The 15,521-nt window shown below is 67.2% G+C and carries 15 protein-coding genes; 8 read left to right on the plus strand and 7 right to left on the minus strand.

The window, feature by feature from the left end:
* Positions 1-30: 30 nt before the first annotated feature.
* Positions 31-912, minus strand: a complete 882-nt coding sequence (locus tag ABZ293_RS01280; protein WP_355176718.1) for an alpha/beta fold hydrolase — start codon at positions 910-912, stop codon at positions 31-33.
* A gap of 258 nt (positions 913-1,170) precedes the next feature.
* Here ABZ293_RS01280 and ABZ293_RS01285 point away from each other — a divergent pair, with 258 nt between their 5' ends.
* On the plus strand, positions 1,171-2,382 hold the full coding sequence (locus ABZ293_RS01285) for a hypothetical protein (RefSeq protein WP_355176719.1): 1,212 nt from the start codon (positions 1,171-1,173) through the stop codon (positions 2,380-2,382).
* Positions 2,383-2,388: 6 nt separating this feature from the next.
* Here ABZ293_RS01285 and ABZ293_RS01290 read toward each other — a convergent pair whose 3' ends face one another.
* On the minus strand, positions 2,389-3,690 hold the full coding sequence (locus tag ABZ293_RS01290; RefSeq protein WP_355176720.1) for a serine hydrolase: 1,302 nt from the start codon (positions 3,688-3,690) through the stop codon (positions 2,389-2,391).
* Positions 3,691-3,885: 195 nt separating this feature from the next.
* Between ABZ293_RS01290 and ABZ293_RS01295 the strand changes: the two genes are divergently transcribed.
* Positions 3,886-5,898 carry a glycosyltransferase family 39 protein gene (locus ABZ293_RS01295; RefSeq protein WP_355176721.1) on the plus strand — a complete coding sequence of 671 codons (2,013 nt, stop codon included), beginning with the start codon at positions 3,886-3,888 and terminating at the stop codon, positions 5,896-5,898.
* On the opposite strand, the gene ABZ293_RS01300 is transcribed toward ABZ293_RS01295, so the two are convergent.
* Positions 5,895-6,473 (minus strand): carboxymuconolactone decarboxylase family protein, encoded by a 579-nt coding sequence (locus tag ABZ293_RS01300; protein WP_355176722.1) that lies wholly within the window; start codon positions 6,471-6,473, stop codon positions 5,895-5,897. The two genes, ABZ293_RS01295 and ABZ293_RS01300, sit on opposite strands and share 4 nt — an antisense overlap.
* A 59-nt stretch (positions 6,474-6,532) precedes the next feature.
* On the opposite strand from ABZ293_RS01300, the gene ABZ293_RS01305 reads away from it, so the two are divergent.
* A complete protein-coding gene (locus tag ABZ293_RS01305) occupies positions 6,533-6,883 on the plus strand; it encodes a helix-turn-helix domain-containing protein (RefSeq protein ID WP_355176723.1) in 351 nt (116 codons plus the stop codon).
* Positions 6,884-6,914: 31 nt separating this feature from the next.
* On the opposite strand, the gene ABZ293_RS01310 is transcribed toward ABZ293_RS01305, so the two are convergent.
* Entirely contained in the window at positions 6,915-8,678 is a 1,764-nt protein-coding gene (locus ABZ293_RS01310) for a hypothetical protein (protein ID WP_355176724.1), read from the minus strand.
* 75 nt (positions 8,679-8,753) lie between these two features.
* Here ABZ293_RS01310 and ABZ293_RS01315 point away from each other — a divergent pair, with 75 nt between their 5' ends.
* Both ABZ293_RS01315 and ABZ293_RS01320 read left to right on the plus strand, forming a co-directional pair.
* Positions 8,754-9,326 carry a TetR/AcrR family transcriptional regulator gene (locus tag ABZ293_RS01315; protein ID WP_354951493.1) on the plus strand — a complete coding sequence of 191 codons (573 nt, stop codon included), beginning with the start codon at positions 8,754-8,756 and terminating at the stop codon, positions 9,324-9,326.
* Positions 9,327-9,421: 95 nt separating this feature from the next.
* Positions 9,422-10,444, plus strand: a complete 1,023-nt coding sequence (locus tag ABZ293_RS01320) for a medium chain dehydrogenase/reductase family protein (protein ID WP_355176725.1) — start codon at positions 9,422-9,424, stop codon at positions 10,442-10,444.
* A 15-nt stretch (positions 10,445-10,459) separates the two neighbouring features.
* On the opposite strand, the gene ABZ293_RS01325 is transcribed toward ABZ293_RS01320, so the two are convergent.
* A complete protein-coding gene (locus ABZ293_RS01325) occupies positions 10,460-10,924 on the minus strand; it encodes a hypothetical protein (protein WP_355176726.1) in 465 nt (154 codons plus the stop codon).
* Between the two features lie 10 nt (positions 10,925-10,934).
* The gene (locus ABZ293_RS01330) at positions 10,935-11,261 is read right to left on the minus strand and encodes a hypothetical protein (RefSeq protein WP_355176727.1); all 327 of its coding nucleotides are present in this window, start codon (positions 11,259-11,261) and stop codon (positions 10,935-10,937) included.
* Positions 11,262-11,439: 178 nt separating this feature from the next.
* Between ABZ293_RS01330 and ABZ293_RS01335 the strand changes: the two genes are divergently transcribed.
* Complete coding sequence (locus tag ABZ293_RS01335) at positions 11,440-12,390, plus strand: helix-turn-helix domain-containing protein (protein ID WP_355176728.1); 951 nt, start codon at positions 11,440-11,442, stop codon at positions 12,388-12,390.
* Positions 12,391-12,684: 294 nt separating this feature from the next.
* Here ABZ293_RS01335 and ABZ293_RS01340 read toward each other — a convergent pair whose 3' ends face one another.
* Positions 12,685-13,398 (minus strand): TetR/AcrR family transcriptional regulator, encoded by a 714-nt coding sequence (locus tag ABZ293_RS01340; protein ID WP_355176729.1) that lies wholly within the window; start codon positions 13,396-13,398, stop codon positions 12,685-12,687.
* 93 nt (positions 13,399-13,491) lie between these two features.
* Between ABZ293_RS01340 and ABZ293_RS01345 the strand changes: the two genes are divergently transcribed.
* Together ABZ293_RS01345 and ABZ293_RS01350 are read left to right on the plus strand one after the other, a co-directional pair.
* Positions 13,492-15,093 carry an FAD-dependent monooxygenase gene (locus ABZ293_RS01345; RefSeq protein WP_355176730.1) on the plus strand — a complete coding sequence of 534 codons (1,602 nt, stop codon included), beginning with the start codon at positions 13,492-13,494 and terminating at the stop codon, positions 15,091-15,093.
* A 93-nt stretch (positions 15,094-15,186) separates the two neighbouring features.
* Positions 15,187-15,513 (plus strand): hypothetical protein, encoded by a 327-nt coding sequence (locus tag ABZ293_RS01350; protein WP_355176731.1) that lies wholly within the window; start codon positions 15,187-15,189, stop codon positions 15,511-15,513.
* Positions 15,514-15,521 lie beyond the last annotated feature (8 nt).

The following is a 15,521-nucleotide window of genomic DNA, read 5'->3' on the forward strand; positions in this document are numbered from 1 at the left end:
ACCGCGTCGGCGACGACCGATCCGCGCACGTCACTCGGGGCAGGGGTGTCCGATATAGGACGGGTCGAGTGCTTTCTGCACGACATAGCCAACGGTGGGCGATTCCGGCAGCGCGCCATGGTTGAAGTCATCGTCCGGGCACAGATCCTGTACCCAGATATTGTCGACCGTGGCACCGAGACCGGCGGTGAGAAAGGTGGCCTCGGGCGGGGTGACGACGCGGTCGAGGTGGCTGGCGATCACCGTGTATTTGATGCCGGGTTCGGTATCACCCGCGGCATTGAGGCTGTGCAGGAATTCACTGTCGATCAGTTGTTGCAGCGCGGCCGTGCCGAGATATTCGGCAATGATGCCGAGGACGGGCGCCTGTGCGCTTCCGGTCGGTAGCAGATAGCCGAGCCCTTCCGCAGTAGTGCCATGATTGGTCGCCGCGATGGTGATCAGCTGGTCCACCTTGTTCTGCGCGGGATCGCGATAGTTCGCGCCGCCCTCGAAGCGCAGAAATTGCCGGACCAGCGGACCGCCCTGCGAATGCGCGACGATATCCACCTTCGGTACACCGGTCGCCGCGCGCACCAGGTCGACGAATCCCCCGACTTCCCGGGCCGAACTGCGAATGTCCTCGGTGCCGTATACGCCCGGTTCCGCACCTCGGACACTGGACTCCGCGCGGCCGTAGCTGAGCGAAAATACGCAGTAGCCTTGCGCTTTCAGTTGCGGTGCGAGCACATCCCAGGAATTCTGATTACCCCAGGTGCCATGGACCAGGACCACGGGTTCCGGATGCGCCGCCGACGGTCGGCACGCCCAATCATTGGCCCCGGCCGGTGGCGTGCTGCCATCCGGGGAGCCATCGTCGGCGTGCGCCGGAGCGAGCATGCCCGAGAATGCGCCGATGAGCAGAGCGGGCACAATAAATGATCGTCGAATAAGCGAACTCTTCGCGAACAGCGCAACGCTCCCTTCGCTCACAAATCAGGACCTGCAAACGAAACTCGCCATCGGCTCGGTGATTGGCGCCGATATGGCTGTCAACCGCCTGCTTCATAACATGACAGCGAATGCAGGGCAAACATGCTCGCCGCTGTGGCGAGTCGCGGAAATGCGGTGCCACGATGGAGTTGCGCACCGCTGTCGGTCGGTATGGTCGTTGGAGAGGAATTCGAATTCATGCCCAGCACACCGCGTTCGGTTATCGCAGTGTTCATCGCGGCACTGCTGGTTTCGGTGCCGACCGCGTGCGGTTCCGATAACAAACCCGCCCCGGCAGTACCGCGCGGTGCGGTGGTCTCCACCACCCCGGTCGAGCAGCTGTCGACCGAACAGACCACGGCGTATCTGGCCGATGCGAATATCGGTACGCCGGTGCGCAATGGTGTCGACGCCTACCGCGTCGTCTATCGCACCATCACCCCGGAGGGCGGCGCGACAACGGCGAGCGGACTTATCGCCTTGCCGCGCACCGATTCCCGGCGGCTGCGCGTGGTCAGCTACGAGCACGGCACGCTGGTGCTGAAGAGTGACGCGCCCTCGGTCAACGGCACGACCCGCCCAGAACGTGCCCGCACCATCATGTTCGCCGCGGCGGGCTATGCGGCCGTCGCGCCGGACTACCTCGGACTCGGCGAAGGTCCGGGCTTCCATCCCTACACCCACGCCCCCTCCGAGGTCAGCGCCTCGGTCGACCTCTTGCGCGCCGCCCGCACCATGGCTGCCGAACGGCAGCGCGATCTGGACCCGGACATCCTCGTCACCGGCTTCTCCCAGGGTGGACAGGCTGCGACGGCCCTGGGCAAGGCGCTACAGGGCGGTGACGTGCCCGGCTTCGGCCTGTCCGCGCTCGCGCCGGTCAGCGGGCCCTACGACGTCGCGCGGGTCGAGACGCCCGGCGCCATCGAGGGACGGGTCCCCCCGGCGATCGCGGTCTTCTTCCTGGCCTACTGGATCACCTCGATGAACCGCATCTACCACCTCTACGATCGGCCCGCCGACGCATTCTCCGAACCCATTGCCGACCGCATCGACCAACTCTTCGACGGACAGCAGAACGAGATCACCATCGGCACCGCCCTGCCCGTGCGCCCGGAACTGCTGCTGACACCGAAATTCCTGGCCCAGGCCCAACATCCGACCGGAACCTCGCAATCGGCAGTGGCCGCCAGCGACGGCACGTGCGACTGGACGCCACGCGTCCCGGTGCACCTCTACGCCGCCACCGGCGACCGAAATGTGCTCTACGCCAATGCCGAACACTGCCTGCAGGCCATGCACACCGACCGCGCCACCCTCACCGACCTCGGCGATATCGACCACTCCGCCACCGCCCGCATCGCGCTCCCGCAGATCCTCGACTGGTTCCAACGCGAAATTCCGGCCACCTGAACAGATTCAGCGGATGCCGGGAGTCGGGGCGGGGCCGATGCAGCCGACAATGAAGCAGCCGGATGGCCAATCCGCGAACGGTGCGGCAGGGGCCTTGCCGAGGCAGAGCAGCGGGCCGCACCCCGGATAGGCATTGGGACCGATGCCGAGGGCATCGAGGACCGCGTCGGGGTTGGTGATCATCGGATCGTCCAGGCTGACGCCCTCTTGTGGCACATAGGGTCCTGGATCCGGTAGCCGCGGTTCCCGGAAGGCCGCGTTGATGGCGCGCAGCGTATCACTCTGGAAGGTTCCGGCACCGCCAGGGACGGTGACGCCGGTCCAGCTGACCACCAGGTCGAGGCTCGGCACAATGTAGCTGTCCTGGCGCATCATGCCCGACATCTTGACGGCATCGGCTGGCAGACCGGGGAATTCGGCGGTGCATTCGGGTCCGTTGACGACGAAGAGGAAGCCATAGCACGGGCTGGTCTGCGACGGTTGACCCGCCTGCGCGAGGTAGTCCGCCGAAATGACCTGGATGCCATGCCAATTCCCGCGATTGGCGACCAGCAGGCCGAGCTTGACGAAATCGTCGGGTGGCAGCATGAGATGGGCGTAGCCGTAGGTGTTTCCGCTGCGGTCGCGGCCCCAGTAGTAGTCGGTGCTCCGGATGCCCAAGGGGTCGAACAGCTTTCGCTGCGCGTACTCCTGGAAGTCCATGCCGACGGCCCGCTGTACCACATAGGCGATCAGATCGACGGCGCGCTGGCTGTAGCGCCAGACCGTGCCCTGCGGATGCTCGACCGGTCGCGCCATGGCCTGCGCCACCACATTCGGATCGAGTTGCGCCAGCCCCGTGACCCCCTCGGAGAGTACCGAGACCTCGAGACCCGAGGATTCGGTGAGCAGATTGCGCACGGTGATCGCGCGGTGCTCGGCATCGCCGATGCCGGGCGGCAGATAGGCGTCGACCGGATCATCGATCCGCAGCCGCCCCTCGTCGACGGCGATGCCGGTGACCAGCGAGATCACGCTCTTGGTCGCACTCCACAGATTCCACGGCACACCGCCGGTCTGTGCATTGTTCGGCCCGGCCGCGATCAGACAGTTATTGCGGAACACCTGGATATTGCGCCGCGTCGGATCGGAGGCGAAGCCGATGGCCGTGCGCAGCGCGGCCGAATCGAGGCCGACCTCTTCGGGCGTCGCCGTTTGCGGCGTGCGCCCATCAGTGAGTGCACAATGCTTCAACTCCGCTGGCGCGGCATCGGCGACCGCACCCGACAGACCGGCCAACAGCACAACGGCCACGGTGATCGCAAACACCACAGCACTCTTCGAACGACGACCCACTCGACCCTCCACGTACCCACGGTTTCGGTGGTGAGATCGGGTGGTACGGCCCCCTGTTACGGCATCGAACGCCCCAAATCCCATGGTCACAGGGGTTAGGGGCAGGCTCACAGCGGACTGACAGCAAACGCCAAGGCGGTCCACCGGTACGGCTGTGATACTCCCCAGGTGACAGTGACCAGTCCCCCGGCGTCCCTGCCCAATACGACCCCGCCCGACCCGACCCCGCCCGTCTCGGCGACGGCGTTGCCACCCATCCGGCGGTGGGAGCGCATCGGCCTGGTGGTCCTGCTGATCGGGACGGCGGCCGCCTATCTGTGGAATATCACCGTCAATGCCATGGGCAATGGCTTCTACGCCGCCGCCGCGTGGTCGGGTTCGCGCGACTGGAAGGCGGTGCTGTTCGGCTCACTGGATCCCGGAAACTTCATCACGGTTGACAAGCCGCCGGTATCGCAATGGGTGATGGGACTTTCCGGTCAGCTGTTCGGCTTCAGCAGTGCGAGCATGCTCATACCGCAGGCGCTGATGGCGGTCGCGACGGTCGCGCTGATGTACGGCGCGGTGACCAGGGCGACCGCGAGCCGCGGCGCGGGGCTGCTCGCCGGTGCCGTCTTCGCGGTGACGCCGGTGGTTGCGCTGATGTTCCGGTTCAACAATCCGGATGCGGTCATGGTGCTGCTGATGACGGCCGGTGCGTACTGCACGATCCGCGCGCTGCGGCAGGCGAGTGTGCGCTGGCTGATGCTGGCCGGGGTGGCGCTCGGCTTCGCATTCCTGGCCAAGATGCTCGAGGGTCTGATGGTGTTGCCCGCGTTGGGCATCGCGTATCTGATCGTCGCACCCACCGCACTGCGGACCCGGCTGTGGCACCTGCTGGCCGCGGCCGGGGCGTTGATCGTCTCGTCGGGCTGGTTCGTACTGCTGACCATGCTGTGGCCGGAGTCCTCGCGACCGTATCTGGCCGGTTCGACGAACAACACCTTCATGGATCTGGTGCTCGGCTATAACGGCTTCGCGCGCTTCCTCGGCCGCAATCACAAGGGCGGCAACCGCTTCGAGCTGCCGCCCGGTTACGAAATGCCGCACAATGCCGGACCGGGACAGGGCTTCGGCGGCTTCGGTTCGGGACCGGACCGATTGTTCACCGGCGAAATCGGTTATGAGATCTCCTGGCTGCTGCCAGCGGCGATCCTCGCCTTCGTGCTGGTGCTCGCGGCACGGTGGCGCGCGCCGCGCACCGATCTGGTGCGTGGTGCGGCATTGACCTTCGGACTGTGGCTGATCATTGATGGCGTCGCCTTCTCCACCATGAAGGGCGGCATGCACGCCTACTACACCCTGGCGATCGGACCCGCCGTCGCGGGAATGTTCGCGCTCGGTGTGCACGAAATGTGGCTTCGCCGCGACAGCGCCTTCGGTCGAATCGGCTCCGCCGCACTCATTCTGACCGCGGGCATATGGGCATTCGTTGTCCTGCAGCGGAATTCGGACTGGCAGCCCTGGCTGCGGTGGACCATCCTCGTGCTCTCGGTGCTCGCGGCGGTCGGGCTGCTCATCGCATCGCTGCCGGCGGCCGGGCGCCGCCGGGCGCGTGACCGGGTGACCTCGGTACTGGTGGTCGCGGGTGTGCTGGCCGGTCTCGGCGGGTCGACGGCATACGCAGTGACGACGCTGCCACAGTCGCATACCGGCGGCAGTCCGACGGTCGGCCCGGCCCGCAAGCAGAAGCCCGGTCCCGAGAACGAGGCCCAACAGGAGATCCGCCGGTTCATGAGTGGCGATTTCGCGGAGCCGCGATTGGTGGGCATGCTCAGCGATACGACGACGCGGTGGTCGGCCGCCGTGGACCGCTCCTCGACCGCGGCCACCCTCGAATTGGCAAGTCGCACACCGGTTATCGCGATCGGCGGCTTCACCTCCGATGATCCGGTGCCGACACTCGACCAGTTCCAGGAACTGGTGCGCACCCATCAGGTCACCTACTACCTCGCGCAGGAGGTGAAGCTGCCCGATTCCTGGCGGGTCCCGACTCGAGGCAATGCCCCGGCTGCGGAGCCCGACGACGAGCTGTGGCGGCCGGTCGGCCACAAGGACATCGGCGACTGGGTGGCCGAGCATTATCAAGCGGTCCACATCGGTAATGTCGCGGTCTACGACCTGACGGCGTCGCCGAGCTAAGGGGTGCGCCTCGGAAAGCGCCGGGCCCAGGGTTCGAATTCGATACGGGCACTGGTGATCACGGTGCTGAGCAAGCGATACCAGCCAGCGATGATGATCAGCTCCAGGATCTGGTCCATGTCGTAGCGTTCGGCCAGCCGGGTCCAGACCTCATCGGAGATATCCCCGGTGTCGTGGAGTTCATCGGCCATGAGCACCAGCACGCTGTCCGCGGCGGTCCACGCCGGATCGTCGGCCGGACCGACCGCGGCAGCGTCGATTTGGGCGGTGGTCAGGCCGACCTGCGGACCCTGGACCACCGCGTGCACGCCCCATTCGTACTCGGCGCCCGCCCGGGCGCAGGTGCGGTGGATGACGATCTCGCGATCGCGCGGCGGCACCCGGCCGTGGCCCAGAATTCCCGCGCCCAGTGGCCGCATGCGCGCGAAGAGTTCATCGTGCACGGCCAGCGTGCGGAACAGCGCCAGCGGTTCGATTGTGGCTTCCGGTGGCATCCACTTCTTCAGCTGTGCGTCGATATCGGGTGCGTAGGGCGGGTGCAGCGGGGCGATTCTGGGTGTGGATTCGGTGGTCATCGATCGAACCTCGTTAGACTGATCTTCATGCTTCGAAAAACAGAGCAAGGACGGTCTCGATGGTAGCTTCGGAATCCGAAGCGGGCAAGACTCCGGTGGTCGGCAAGCCCGTGCGGGGATCGCGCACCGGGCGCCCGATCATGGCGCTGCTGGATCTGCTCGGACGCCGCTGGACGCTGCGGGTGCTGTGGGAATTGCGCGACGGTGCCAGCGTCACCTTCCGCGAATTGCAGGGACTGACCGGCGGGGTGTCGGCCAGTGTGCTGAACGATCGGCTGCGCGAGTTGCGTGCGGTGGCGATCGTGCAGACGGATGCGAAGGGGTACCGCCTCACCGCCGATGGCCTCGAACTGGTCGCGGCCCTCGAGCCGCTACAGGTTTGGGTCGAGCGCTGGGCCGATGACGCCTAGGTGCCGACCGGGGCCGCGTTCGAAGCCGCGGTCAGTTGCTCGACAGGGCGACCGACAGTGCGCGGGCCGCCGCGGCCAATCGGCTGGCATCGCCGCGCCGCAGCACCGCATCGAGTCCGGGTAGGTCACCGCGAGCGCCCGATTTACGTGCGCAATCGGCCGCCACCGCAACCACATCGGGCAGGCCGGGCGTCGGATTGCTGGCGAACAGCACGGGCAGGATGGCCGCGAGCAACGGCCAGGTGCGGTGCGCGCCCAATACGCGACGGGTGTCACGCAGCGAACTCGCGAGGCGCCCGGTCTGGGCGCGCACGGGCAGTGCCCGCGCCAATAGATCCGGCCGGAGTTCGTCGGCGGTTGCCAGCGCGGCCAGTGCGTCGACGCCCGCGGTTCGGTCGCGGATATCCTGGCTGACGAGTGCGGCCATTACCGCCCGATGCACCCGCGGCCCCTTCGTGCCCGGCAGATTCACGATGCGCGACAGCCGATCTCGGTCCACCCATGACATCCACGCCGCCTGGACCTCCGGGATGGGGAGCTGATATTCGGATAGCGGGCTGGAGTGCCCGCGCTTATTCGGAGGCGGGCCCCGCAATGCCGCGCTCAGGTAATTCGGAAACGCGTCGGTCTCCGCATCGGAATGATCACTGCGCAACCAGGCGGCCAGGCGTGCCCCCTCGGGCGGCCGAAGTGCATCGGCCATCAATAGCACCTCGGGGCGCGCTGTCGGCGCGACCCGCACCAACGCCTGGGCGAAGTCGACCGGGCCTGGCCGCAGGCCCAACTCCGCGTATTCGCGCAGCCGCTCGACGAGTTCGGCGGCATCGATCCCGCCATTGTCAAAGGTGGGCGTGGCCAGTGCGAACGGCGGCAGCACAGCACCTTCCAGCACCAGGGTGCCCCATTCGGCCATGCGGTCGGTCAGCGGGGTGGAGCGGGTAGGACCGCGCGGCGGATATCGCAGTGCGCCGGTGGCAATCGCGGCCAGGGTGCGCATCGACCACGGTTGCCTATCGCACCACCGACGCTGTTGTTGGCGCTGCCACCACGATGGATCCTGTTGCGCCGCAGGCACTTCGTGGTCGATGAGCCGCCCGAGAGCCGTCGACAACTCGTTGCGATCCCGGTAGGTGAACCGGATGACGGCGTCGAGGAAGCGCTCGTCCAGTGACCAGTCGTCGTGCGGTCGTGCTGTCACCCGGCGGTACAGCTGCACCGTCTCCACGACCGTGCGCGCCACCGTGAATCGAGCGAGTGGAGCCGGCGGTGGCAGCGTGAACCGCTCCTCGATCTCCCACGCTCGCGCCGCGTCCGCCAACTCTTCCCGCGTCCGCTCGTCCGCGACCCGCAGCTGCCGGGTGATGATCCGCGCCATCCGCTCACGCAGCCCGATATCCGCGGTCGTCTCGATGGCTTCCGCCAGCACCCGCACGGCCGCCGAGGCGCACCCCGGCTCATCCCGAACTGTCCGATCCAGCCAGCTCAACTGTGCCCGTACCAGCTTCTTCTCCGGTCGCGCGAGCACCGCCCGGGACAGCGATACGACATCCGCGCTGGCGAGCGCGCCCTCGTTATGCAATTCGGCGAGCACATTCTGCGCATGCGCGGCGGCGGTGGACCGCCCCTCGGTCAACATCCGCGAGTAGAACTCCACCCGCCCGGCGCATTCCGCGACGCTGGCCCGCATCCGCGTGAGTTCCACCAGCTGCCAACGGATCTCGGACGGACGCGCATCCGCACGCAGCAGACTGCTGAGCAGCTGCCCATGTCTGACCGCGCGCTCGGTATCCGCCATGGGCACACCGTAGAGGCGAGGTCCGACAATCTGGGGGTTGACAGCGGGCGGATGAGTGAGTGTATAGTCACTCACATGAGCAGACGCGGTGTCGTACTTTCTACCTCGGAGATCCGGCGGGATGCGGTGGTCGATGCCGCGATCGCCGAATTCGCACAGGCCGGATATCACGGCACGCCGATCAATACCGTTGCGGCGCGGGCGGATATCTCGCCCGCCTACGTGTTCAAGCTGTTTCCCGGCAAGGTCGCGCTGTTCGTGGCGGCGCTGGATCGGTGCTACGAACTGGTGGAGCGGGCGTTGTCGGCCGGTGCTGCGCGGGTGGACGGCGCGGCCCCCGACGCGATCCTGTACGAGATGGGCGCGGCGTATGCGGAACTGATCACCGACCGAAACCTGTTGATGCTGCAGGTGCACGCGCAATCGGCGTCCGATATCCCGGAGGTTGCCGAGGCGGTGCGGCGTGGGCTCGAGCGGGTGACGACCTTCGCGAAGACGCGATCCGGGGCGGCCGATGACGCGGTGCAGCGCTTCATAGCCTACGGCCAACTCTGCCATCTGATCACGACGCTCGGATTGGACAGTATCGAAAGCGATTGGGCGCGAATGCTGAGCGCCGGTATCCGTCACGTCGATCCGAAGCACTGAAGAAACTTGTTGCCCCTTCGTGGGGCACTCTTTTTGACCACCGAGTGACTGTCCAGTCACTCACTAGATGAACATCAACCGAGAGGACACCGAAAATGAACACCCTGGCGACCCAGATCCTGCTGCCCGGCCCCGTCGAACCGTCGGGTCTGCAGATCACCCACCGCGAACTGCCCGCACCGGCCGCTGGCCAAGCCATGGTGGCTATCGAGGCGACCGGCATCTCCTTCGCCGAACAACAGATGCGCCGCGCGAAGTACTACGACCAGCCGCCGTTCCCGTTCGTCCCCGGCTACGACCTGGTCGGCACGGTGACCGCAATCGGGGCGAATGTCGATTCGGCGCTGCTCGGCCGCCGTGTCGCCGCGCTGACCAAGGTCGGCGGCTGGGCCAGCCATATCGTCATCGACGCCGCCGACCTGGTCCCGGTTTCCGACGGCCTCGATGCCGCGGAGGCCGAAACCTTCGTCGTGAACGGCATCACCGCATGGCAGATGCTGCATCGCATTGCCAAGGTGCGCAGCGGCGCAACGATTCTCGTGCACGGTGCCAATGGTGGCGTCGGCTCGACGCTGGTCCAGCTCGCGCGTCACGCCGGAATCCGGGTGCTCGGTACGGCATCCGCCCGGCACGCCGAAGCCGTTACCGCACTGGGCGCCGAGGCCATCGACTACCGCGGCGACGTGGTGGCGCAGGTTCGTGCGCTGGCGCCGGGCGGGGTCGACGCGGTCTTCGATCACGTCGGTGGTCCGGGCATCGTCGATTCGTTCGGCCTGCTCGCACCGCATGGCACGCTGGTCTCCTATGGCACCGCGGCCACCAAGGACGATCCCGGCAACTCGCGTCTCCCGGTACTCGCCCTGGTGGGTCGCCTGATCTGGTGGAATCTGTTGCCCAACAAGCGGAATGCGCACTTCTTCAACATCTGGGCGGGAAAGCGCAACCGCGCCCGGTTCCGCACCGAGATCGCCGCGGATCTCAGTGCGGTATTCGACCTGGCCGCGGCCGGAATCCTGCGGGCGCAGGTGGCCGCTCGCATCCCGCTGTCCGAAGCCGCCCGCGCAATGGAACTCGCCGAATCCGGAACCGTCACCGGCAAGGTCGTCCTCGTCCCCTGACGCTGTTGCCCCGGCTCACGCCCCGGTCGTGGAGCCGGGGCGGACGATCATCAGCACCGTGACGACGGTCCAGAGGAGATTGAAGATGCCGGTGAACATGGCCAGTTGGGCGGTGCTGGGGACGGGCTGGGATGCTGTGCCGGAAAGCGCGGCGAGGATGCGGGTTTGATCGGGCAGGATTGCCAGGGCGAGGATTCCGGCGGCCGCCCCGGTCAGGGCAATGGAGATGGTCAGCCAAGTATCGGTCAGGACACCGAGACTCGCCGCGGTGGCCAGACCGAAGACCGGGACGGCGAGGCCGATGGCGGCATAGACGCGGCAGATGCGATGCAGGGTGCGGGCGGCGACCAGGTGGTGTTGGTCGGCCGGGGTGGCGAATGCCAGGCGAGCGGCGGCGGGGAACATGCTGGCGGCCACGGTCACCGGGCCGATGGCGATAATGGCGGCCAGGACATGCAGGGAGAGTAGAAGTTTCGTCACGGGCCGCGGCTCACCGAGCGACGGCGGGGGTACGGCCCGCATTGCGCCGGACGGTGCCGCAGCGCTTGGCGTCCGGCCATTGGTCCTTCGGTCCTTCGGGCAATGGCCCGACTGCGCCGGGGACGACGATCAGGTCCGCGCGGTCCGGATCGAGTCGGGCGGCGGCATCGAGCGAAATGGCGGAGATGCTGCCGGGCACCCGGCGTGCACCCTCGGCGGACACCGATTCGACGGTCACCCAGCCGTCGGATGCCAGACGTCCGGCATCGAGCACTACGAACGGTGCGATGACATCCAGTGGGTCGAATCCGTCGAACAGTACGAACTGGGCGAGCACCCGAATCAGCTCCTTCTCATGTAGGTGCTGCCGACGCTAGTGATCGGGGAGCGACGCGGGAACTGGCGAAATTGCCATATGTCAACAGATTCTCGCCAAGCCGGTTGAACTGCAATTGCGGGGAATCTACGAGGTCAGGGCATTTGGCGGGAACCCGGTGACCGCCTACGGTATCGGCATGCACACCGTGGCCGTCCTCGCGTTGGACCAGGTCCTGCCCTTCGACCTCTCCACGCCGATCGAATCCTTCACCCGCTGTCGGCTGCCCGATGGCCGCCCGGCCTACCGGGTGCGCGTCTGCGCCGCCGCACCGACCGTCGAGACCGAACTGTTCACCATCCGGGCCCGCTGGGGACTCGAGGCATTGGCCGAGGCCGATACGGTCATCCTGCCCGGCTGCGCGGATCCCGCCGCGCCGGTCCGCGCCGATGTCGTCGCGGCCCTGCGCGCGGCCGCGGCGAATGGCACCCGCATCGCCTCGATCTGTGTCGGCGCCTTCATCCTCGCCGCCACCGGACTGCTCGACGGGTTGCGCGCCACCACACACTGGGTGGCCGCCCCGACGCTCGCCGCCCGCTACCCCGCGATCGATGTCGACCCCGATGTGCTCTACGTCGATAATGGCCAGTTCCTCACCTCCGCGGGCGCCGCCGCCGGAATCGACCTGTGCCTGCACATGATTCGCCGCGATCACGGTTCGGCAGTGGCCGCCGATGCCGCTCGCCTCGCGGTGATGCCGCTGGAACGCGAAGGGGGACAGGCGCAGTTCATCGTGCACGACCAGCCGCCGACGCCGCAGGGCGCGTCGATGGAACCGCTACTGCACTGGCTGGAGGAGAATGCGGCGAAGTCCCTCACGCTGGAAGATGTTGCGGCCCAGGCCGGTATGAGCCAACGGACCCTCAACCGCCGCTTCCGCGAACAGACCGGCACCACCCCGCTGCAGTGGCTGCACCGAGCCCGCATCCGTCAGGCCCAATACCTGCTCGAAGCCACCAACCATCCGGTCGATCGCATCGCCACCCAGGTCGGATTCGGTTCCCCCACCGCCTTTCGCGACCGCTTCAAACGAGTCGTCGGCACCAATCCGCACGCCTACCGCACCGCCTTCCAGAGCCTCGCCCGCTGACTCGGCTCGAGAACTGACGGTTCCAACCGGACCGCAGGACAGTCGCGCGCCGGTGGGCCGCCACCGCCGGGCCATCGCGCAGCAGCGTCGGATCGTCGTCGAGCAGGCGGGCGTTCGAGTTCGCGCAGCACCGGTCCCGGATCCCGTCGACCAGCAGGGCCTGGACCCGCCGCAACTGCGTCAGGGCGGGTGCCTGCCGTCCGCTGCGATCGAGCGCCAAGGCCAACAGCTGCCAACGTGTTCGCGATACGGTGCCGGAATCACCGCTTCAGTGGGGATAGGTGCAGCGTCCGTTCATCGGTCGCGGATCCGGGCGGCGATCCCGTCGAGCACGCACCCGAGGCCGAAGTCGAAGCGCTGGTCCGCGTCCGGATCGGCGGCGTCGCGCACCCGACGGGCGAAGTGCGGATAGTCCTCGCTCGCGATCACCTCGCGGATATAGGGTGCGACGGTCTCGCGCCACTGGTCCTCGGTCAGACCGGTGCGACGTCGCGCCTGTTCCTCGGCGAGTTGGGCGGCGGTGGCGCCGAAAACGTAGGCGTGCAGGGTATCGACAATGGCGGCCGCGCTCGTGATATCCGGTGTCAGCTCGGTCGCGGCGGCGAGTGAAGTGTCGTGCAGGCGAAGGGAATTCGCACCGAGCGTGGGTCTGCCGGTCAGTTCGGAGGCCAGCCACGGGTGCCGGATCATGGTGTCGCGCAGGTGCCGCGCGATGGCGGTGAGGTCGGTGCGCCAGTCGCCGACAAGGCCGGGCGGCGCCACCTCGCCGCGGACCGCATCGATCATCAGATCGAGCAGATCATCGCGACTGGCGACGTAGCGGTACAGCGATGCCGTGCCGGATTCGAGTTCGGTGGCAATGCGACGCATGGACACCGCGTCGGGTCCCTCGCTGTCGGCCAGGCCGATGGCGGTGCGAACGATCTGCTCCACGCCGGGAGCCTGCCGTCGCGGCGTGCGCCGCTGCTTGCTCCAGACCAGCGCGGGTGTCTTCGCCGAATTCGTCACTACCTGCTCCTTGACTGCTTTCGTTGCGAACATCGTAGCAGTATGGATACGGTGTATCCGTTACGGATACGCTGTAGCCATAAGGGAGTTGTCATGTTGCGAACACCGGTATTGATCGTCGGAGGCGGCTCGGTCGGCCTGTTCACGGCCCTATTTCTGGCCCGACACGGGGTCGAGGCGCAGCTGGTCGAGGTACAGCCGGAGCCGTCGGTGCATCCGCGGGCGACCGGGCTCGGCCCGCGCACCCTGGAATTCCTGCGCGAGGCCGATGTGTTGGACGCGGTCGATGCGGTGGCCGTCGATATGTCGGCGGGCAATCTTGGCAAACTCACCGCGACAACCCTCATCACGGCGAATCCGGCCGGGCTGCCCGATGCCGCGCCCGCACGTTCGGGATGGCGCTCGGACTTGGTGACACCGGCCGCGATTCGCGGCACCTGCCCACAGCACCGGCTCGACTCGGTGCTGCTGCCCGCGGCCACCCAGCACGGTGCCGCCGTCCGCTACGGGACCCGGCTGCTGTCCTTCGACCAGGATGCCGATGGCATTACCGCCCATCTCGACAACGGGCAGACGATCCGCGCCGACTACCTGGTCGCCGCAGACGGCGTGCACAGCGGGGTGCGCAAGGCGCTCGGCATCGGCACGAACGGGCCTGGGGCGCTCGGCAATCCGAAGATGAACATCCTCTTCCATGCCGACCTACGCCCGTATACCCAAGGTCGGCAGTTCGTCGCATGCGATATCACCACCCCGAACGCGCCGGGCATCTTGATGACCATCGATGGCGCGAAAGAGTGGGTTTTCCACAGTGATTACGATCCGGCGCGCGGCGAATCGGCCGAGGATTTCACCATCGACCGGTGCGTCGAATTGATCCGTGCCGCGGTCGGCGATCCCGATCTGGATCCGCAGGTGATCAGCAGATTACCCTGGCGGGCAAGGGGATCGGTCGCCGAACGGTTCCGGGATGGGCGGGTGTTCCTGGTCGGTGACGCGGCGCACGCGGTGCCCCCGCTCGGCGCCTTCGGATTGAATACCGGCGCGGCCGATGCGCACAATCTGGCCTGGAAACTGGCCGCGGTGCTGGCCGGGCGTGCCGGTCCGGCGCTGCTCGACAGCTATGACGCCGAGCGGCGTCCGGTCGCGACCACCACCATGGCGCAGGCGCTGCTTCGATTGAAGGCCCCACGGCTGCACTGGGATTCCAGCCCGGCCGCCGCCGCCGAGCGCGCGGCACTCGGCATCATCAACGCTCCCGTCGTGCATATGGGCTATCGATACGATTCGGCGGCGGTAATCGCACCGGAGCCCGCGCTGCCATCGACCGAGGACATCGAACTCGTGCTCGACGGCACACCGGGATCCAGGCTTCCGCACGCCTGGGTGGAGCGCGACGGCACCCGAGTCTCCACCCTCGACCTCGTGGCATCCCATTTCACGCTGCTGGTCGGTCCGGATGGTGCGACGTGGCTGCGTGCCGCACGCGAGGTTGCCGACCGTCTACTCATACCCCTGCGGGCGACGGTGATCGATCCGCCGGACTGGTTGCGGCAGGTCGGAATTCGCGAGCAGGGCGCTCTTCTCGTGCGACCCGATCAGATGATCGCCTGGCGCGCGCCGACCACGCCGCCGGATCCGGCCGATGCGCTCGGTCGAGTGCTCACGCGCATCCTCGCCCGCACTGGGGGCTAGCCCACCTGGCTGTTTCGGATCGGCGTGTGGGGGAAATCTCACAGATGTCAGGCACCGGGCACCCAGCCTGAGTCCGAAATGTGAGGTACCACCATGACAGCGGAAGGGCCGTGGGAAATTCCCCCGCTCGACGACGCGCCGGATATCGCCCGCGCGCCCGAGCCGCAGCCGGGAATTACATTGGCGGACGCTAGAAATTGGCCCGGATTCGTCCTGCTGATCATCGGCGGACTCGTCGCAATCATCGCCGCGGTGATCGCGGCGGTCGGATACCCCGGCGCGGCATTCATTTTCGCGCTCGTCGCCATCGCCGCATCGCTCAGCGGCGTGGCGCTCGTATTGTTCGAGCGTCGCGGCCACCGCCCGCAGCGCGGGACGCGGACACCGCCGTGGCAGCCGACCATCCCGCCGGGGGCCTGATCGCCTGT

Origin of the sequence: Nocardia sp. NPDC005998, from assembly GCF_040614395.1 — a bacterium.
Lineage (GTDB): Bacteria > Actinomycetota > Actinomycetes > Mycobacteriales > Mycobacteriaceae > Nocardia.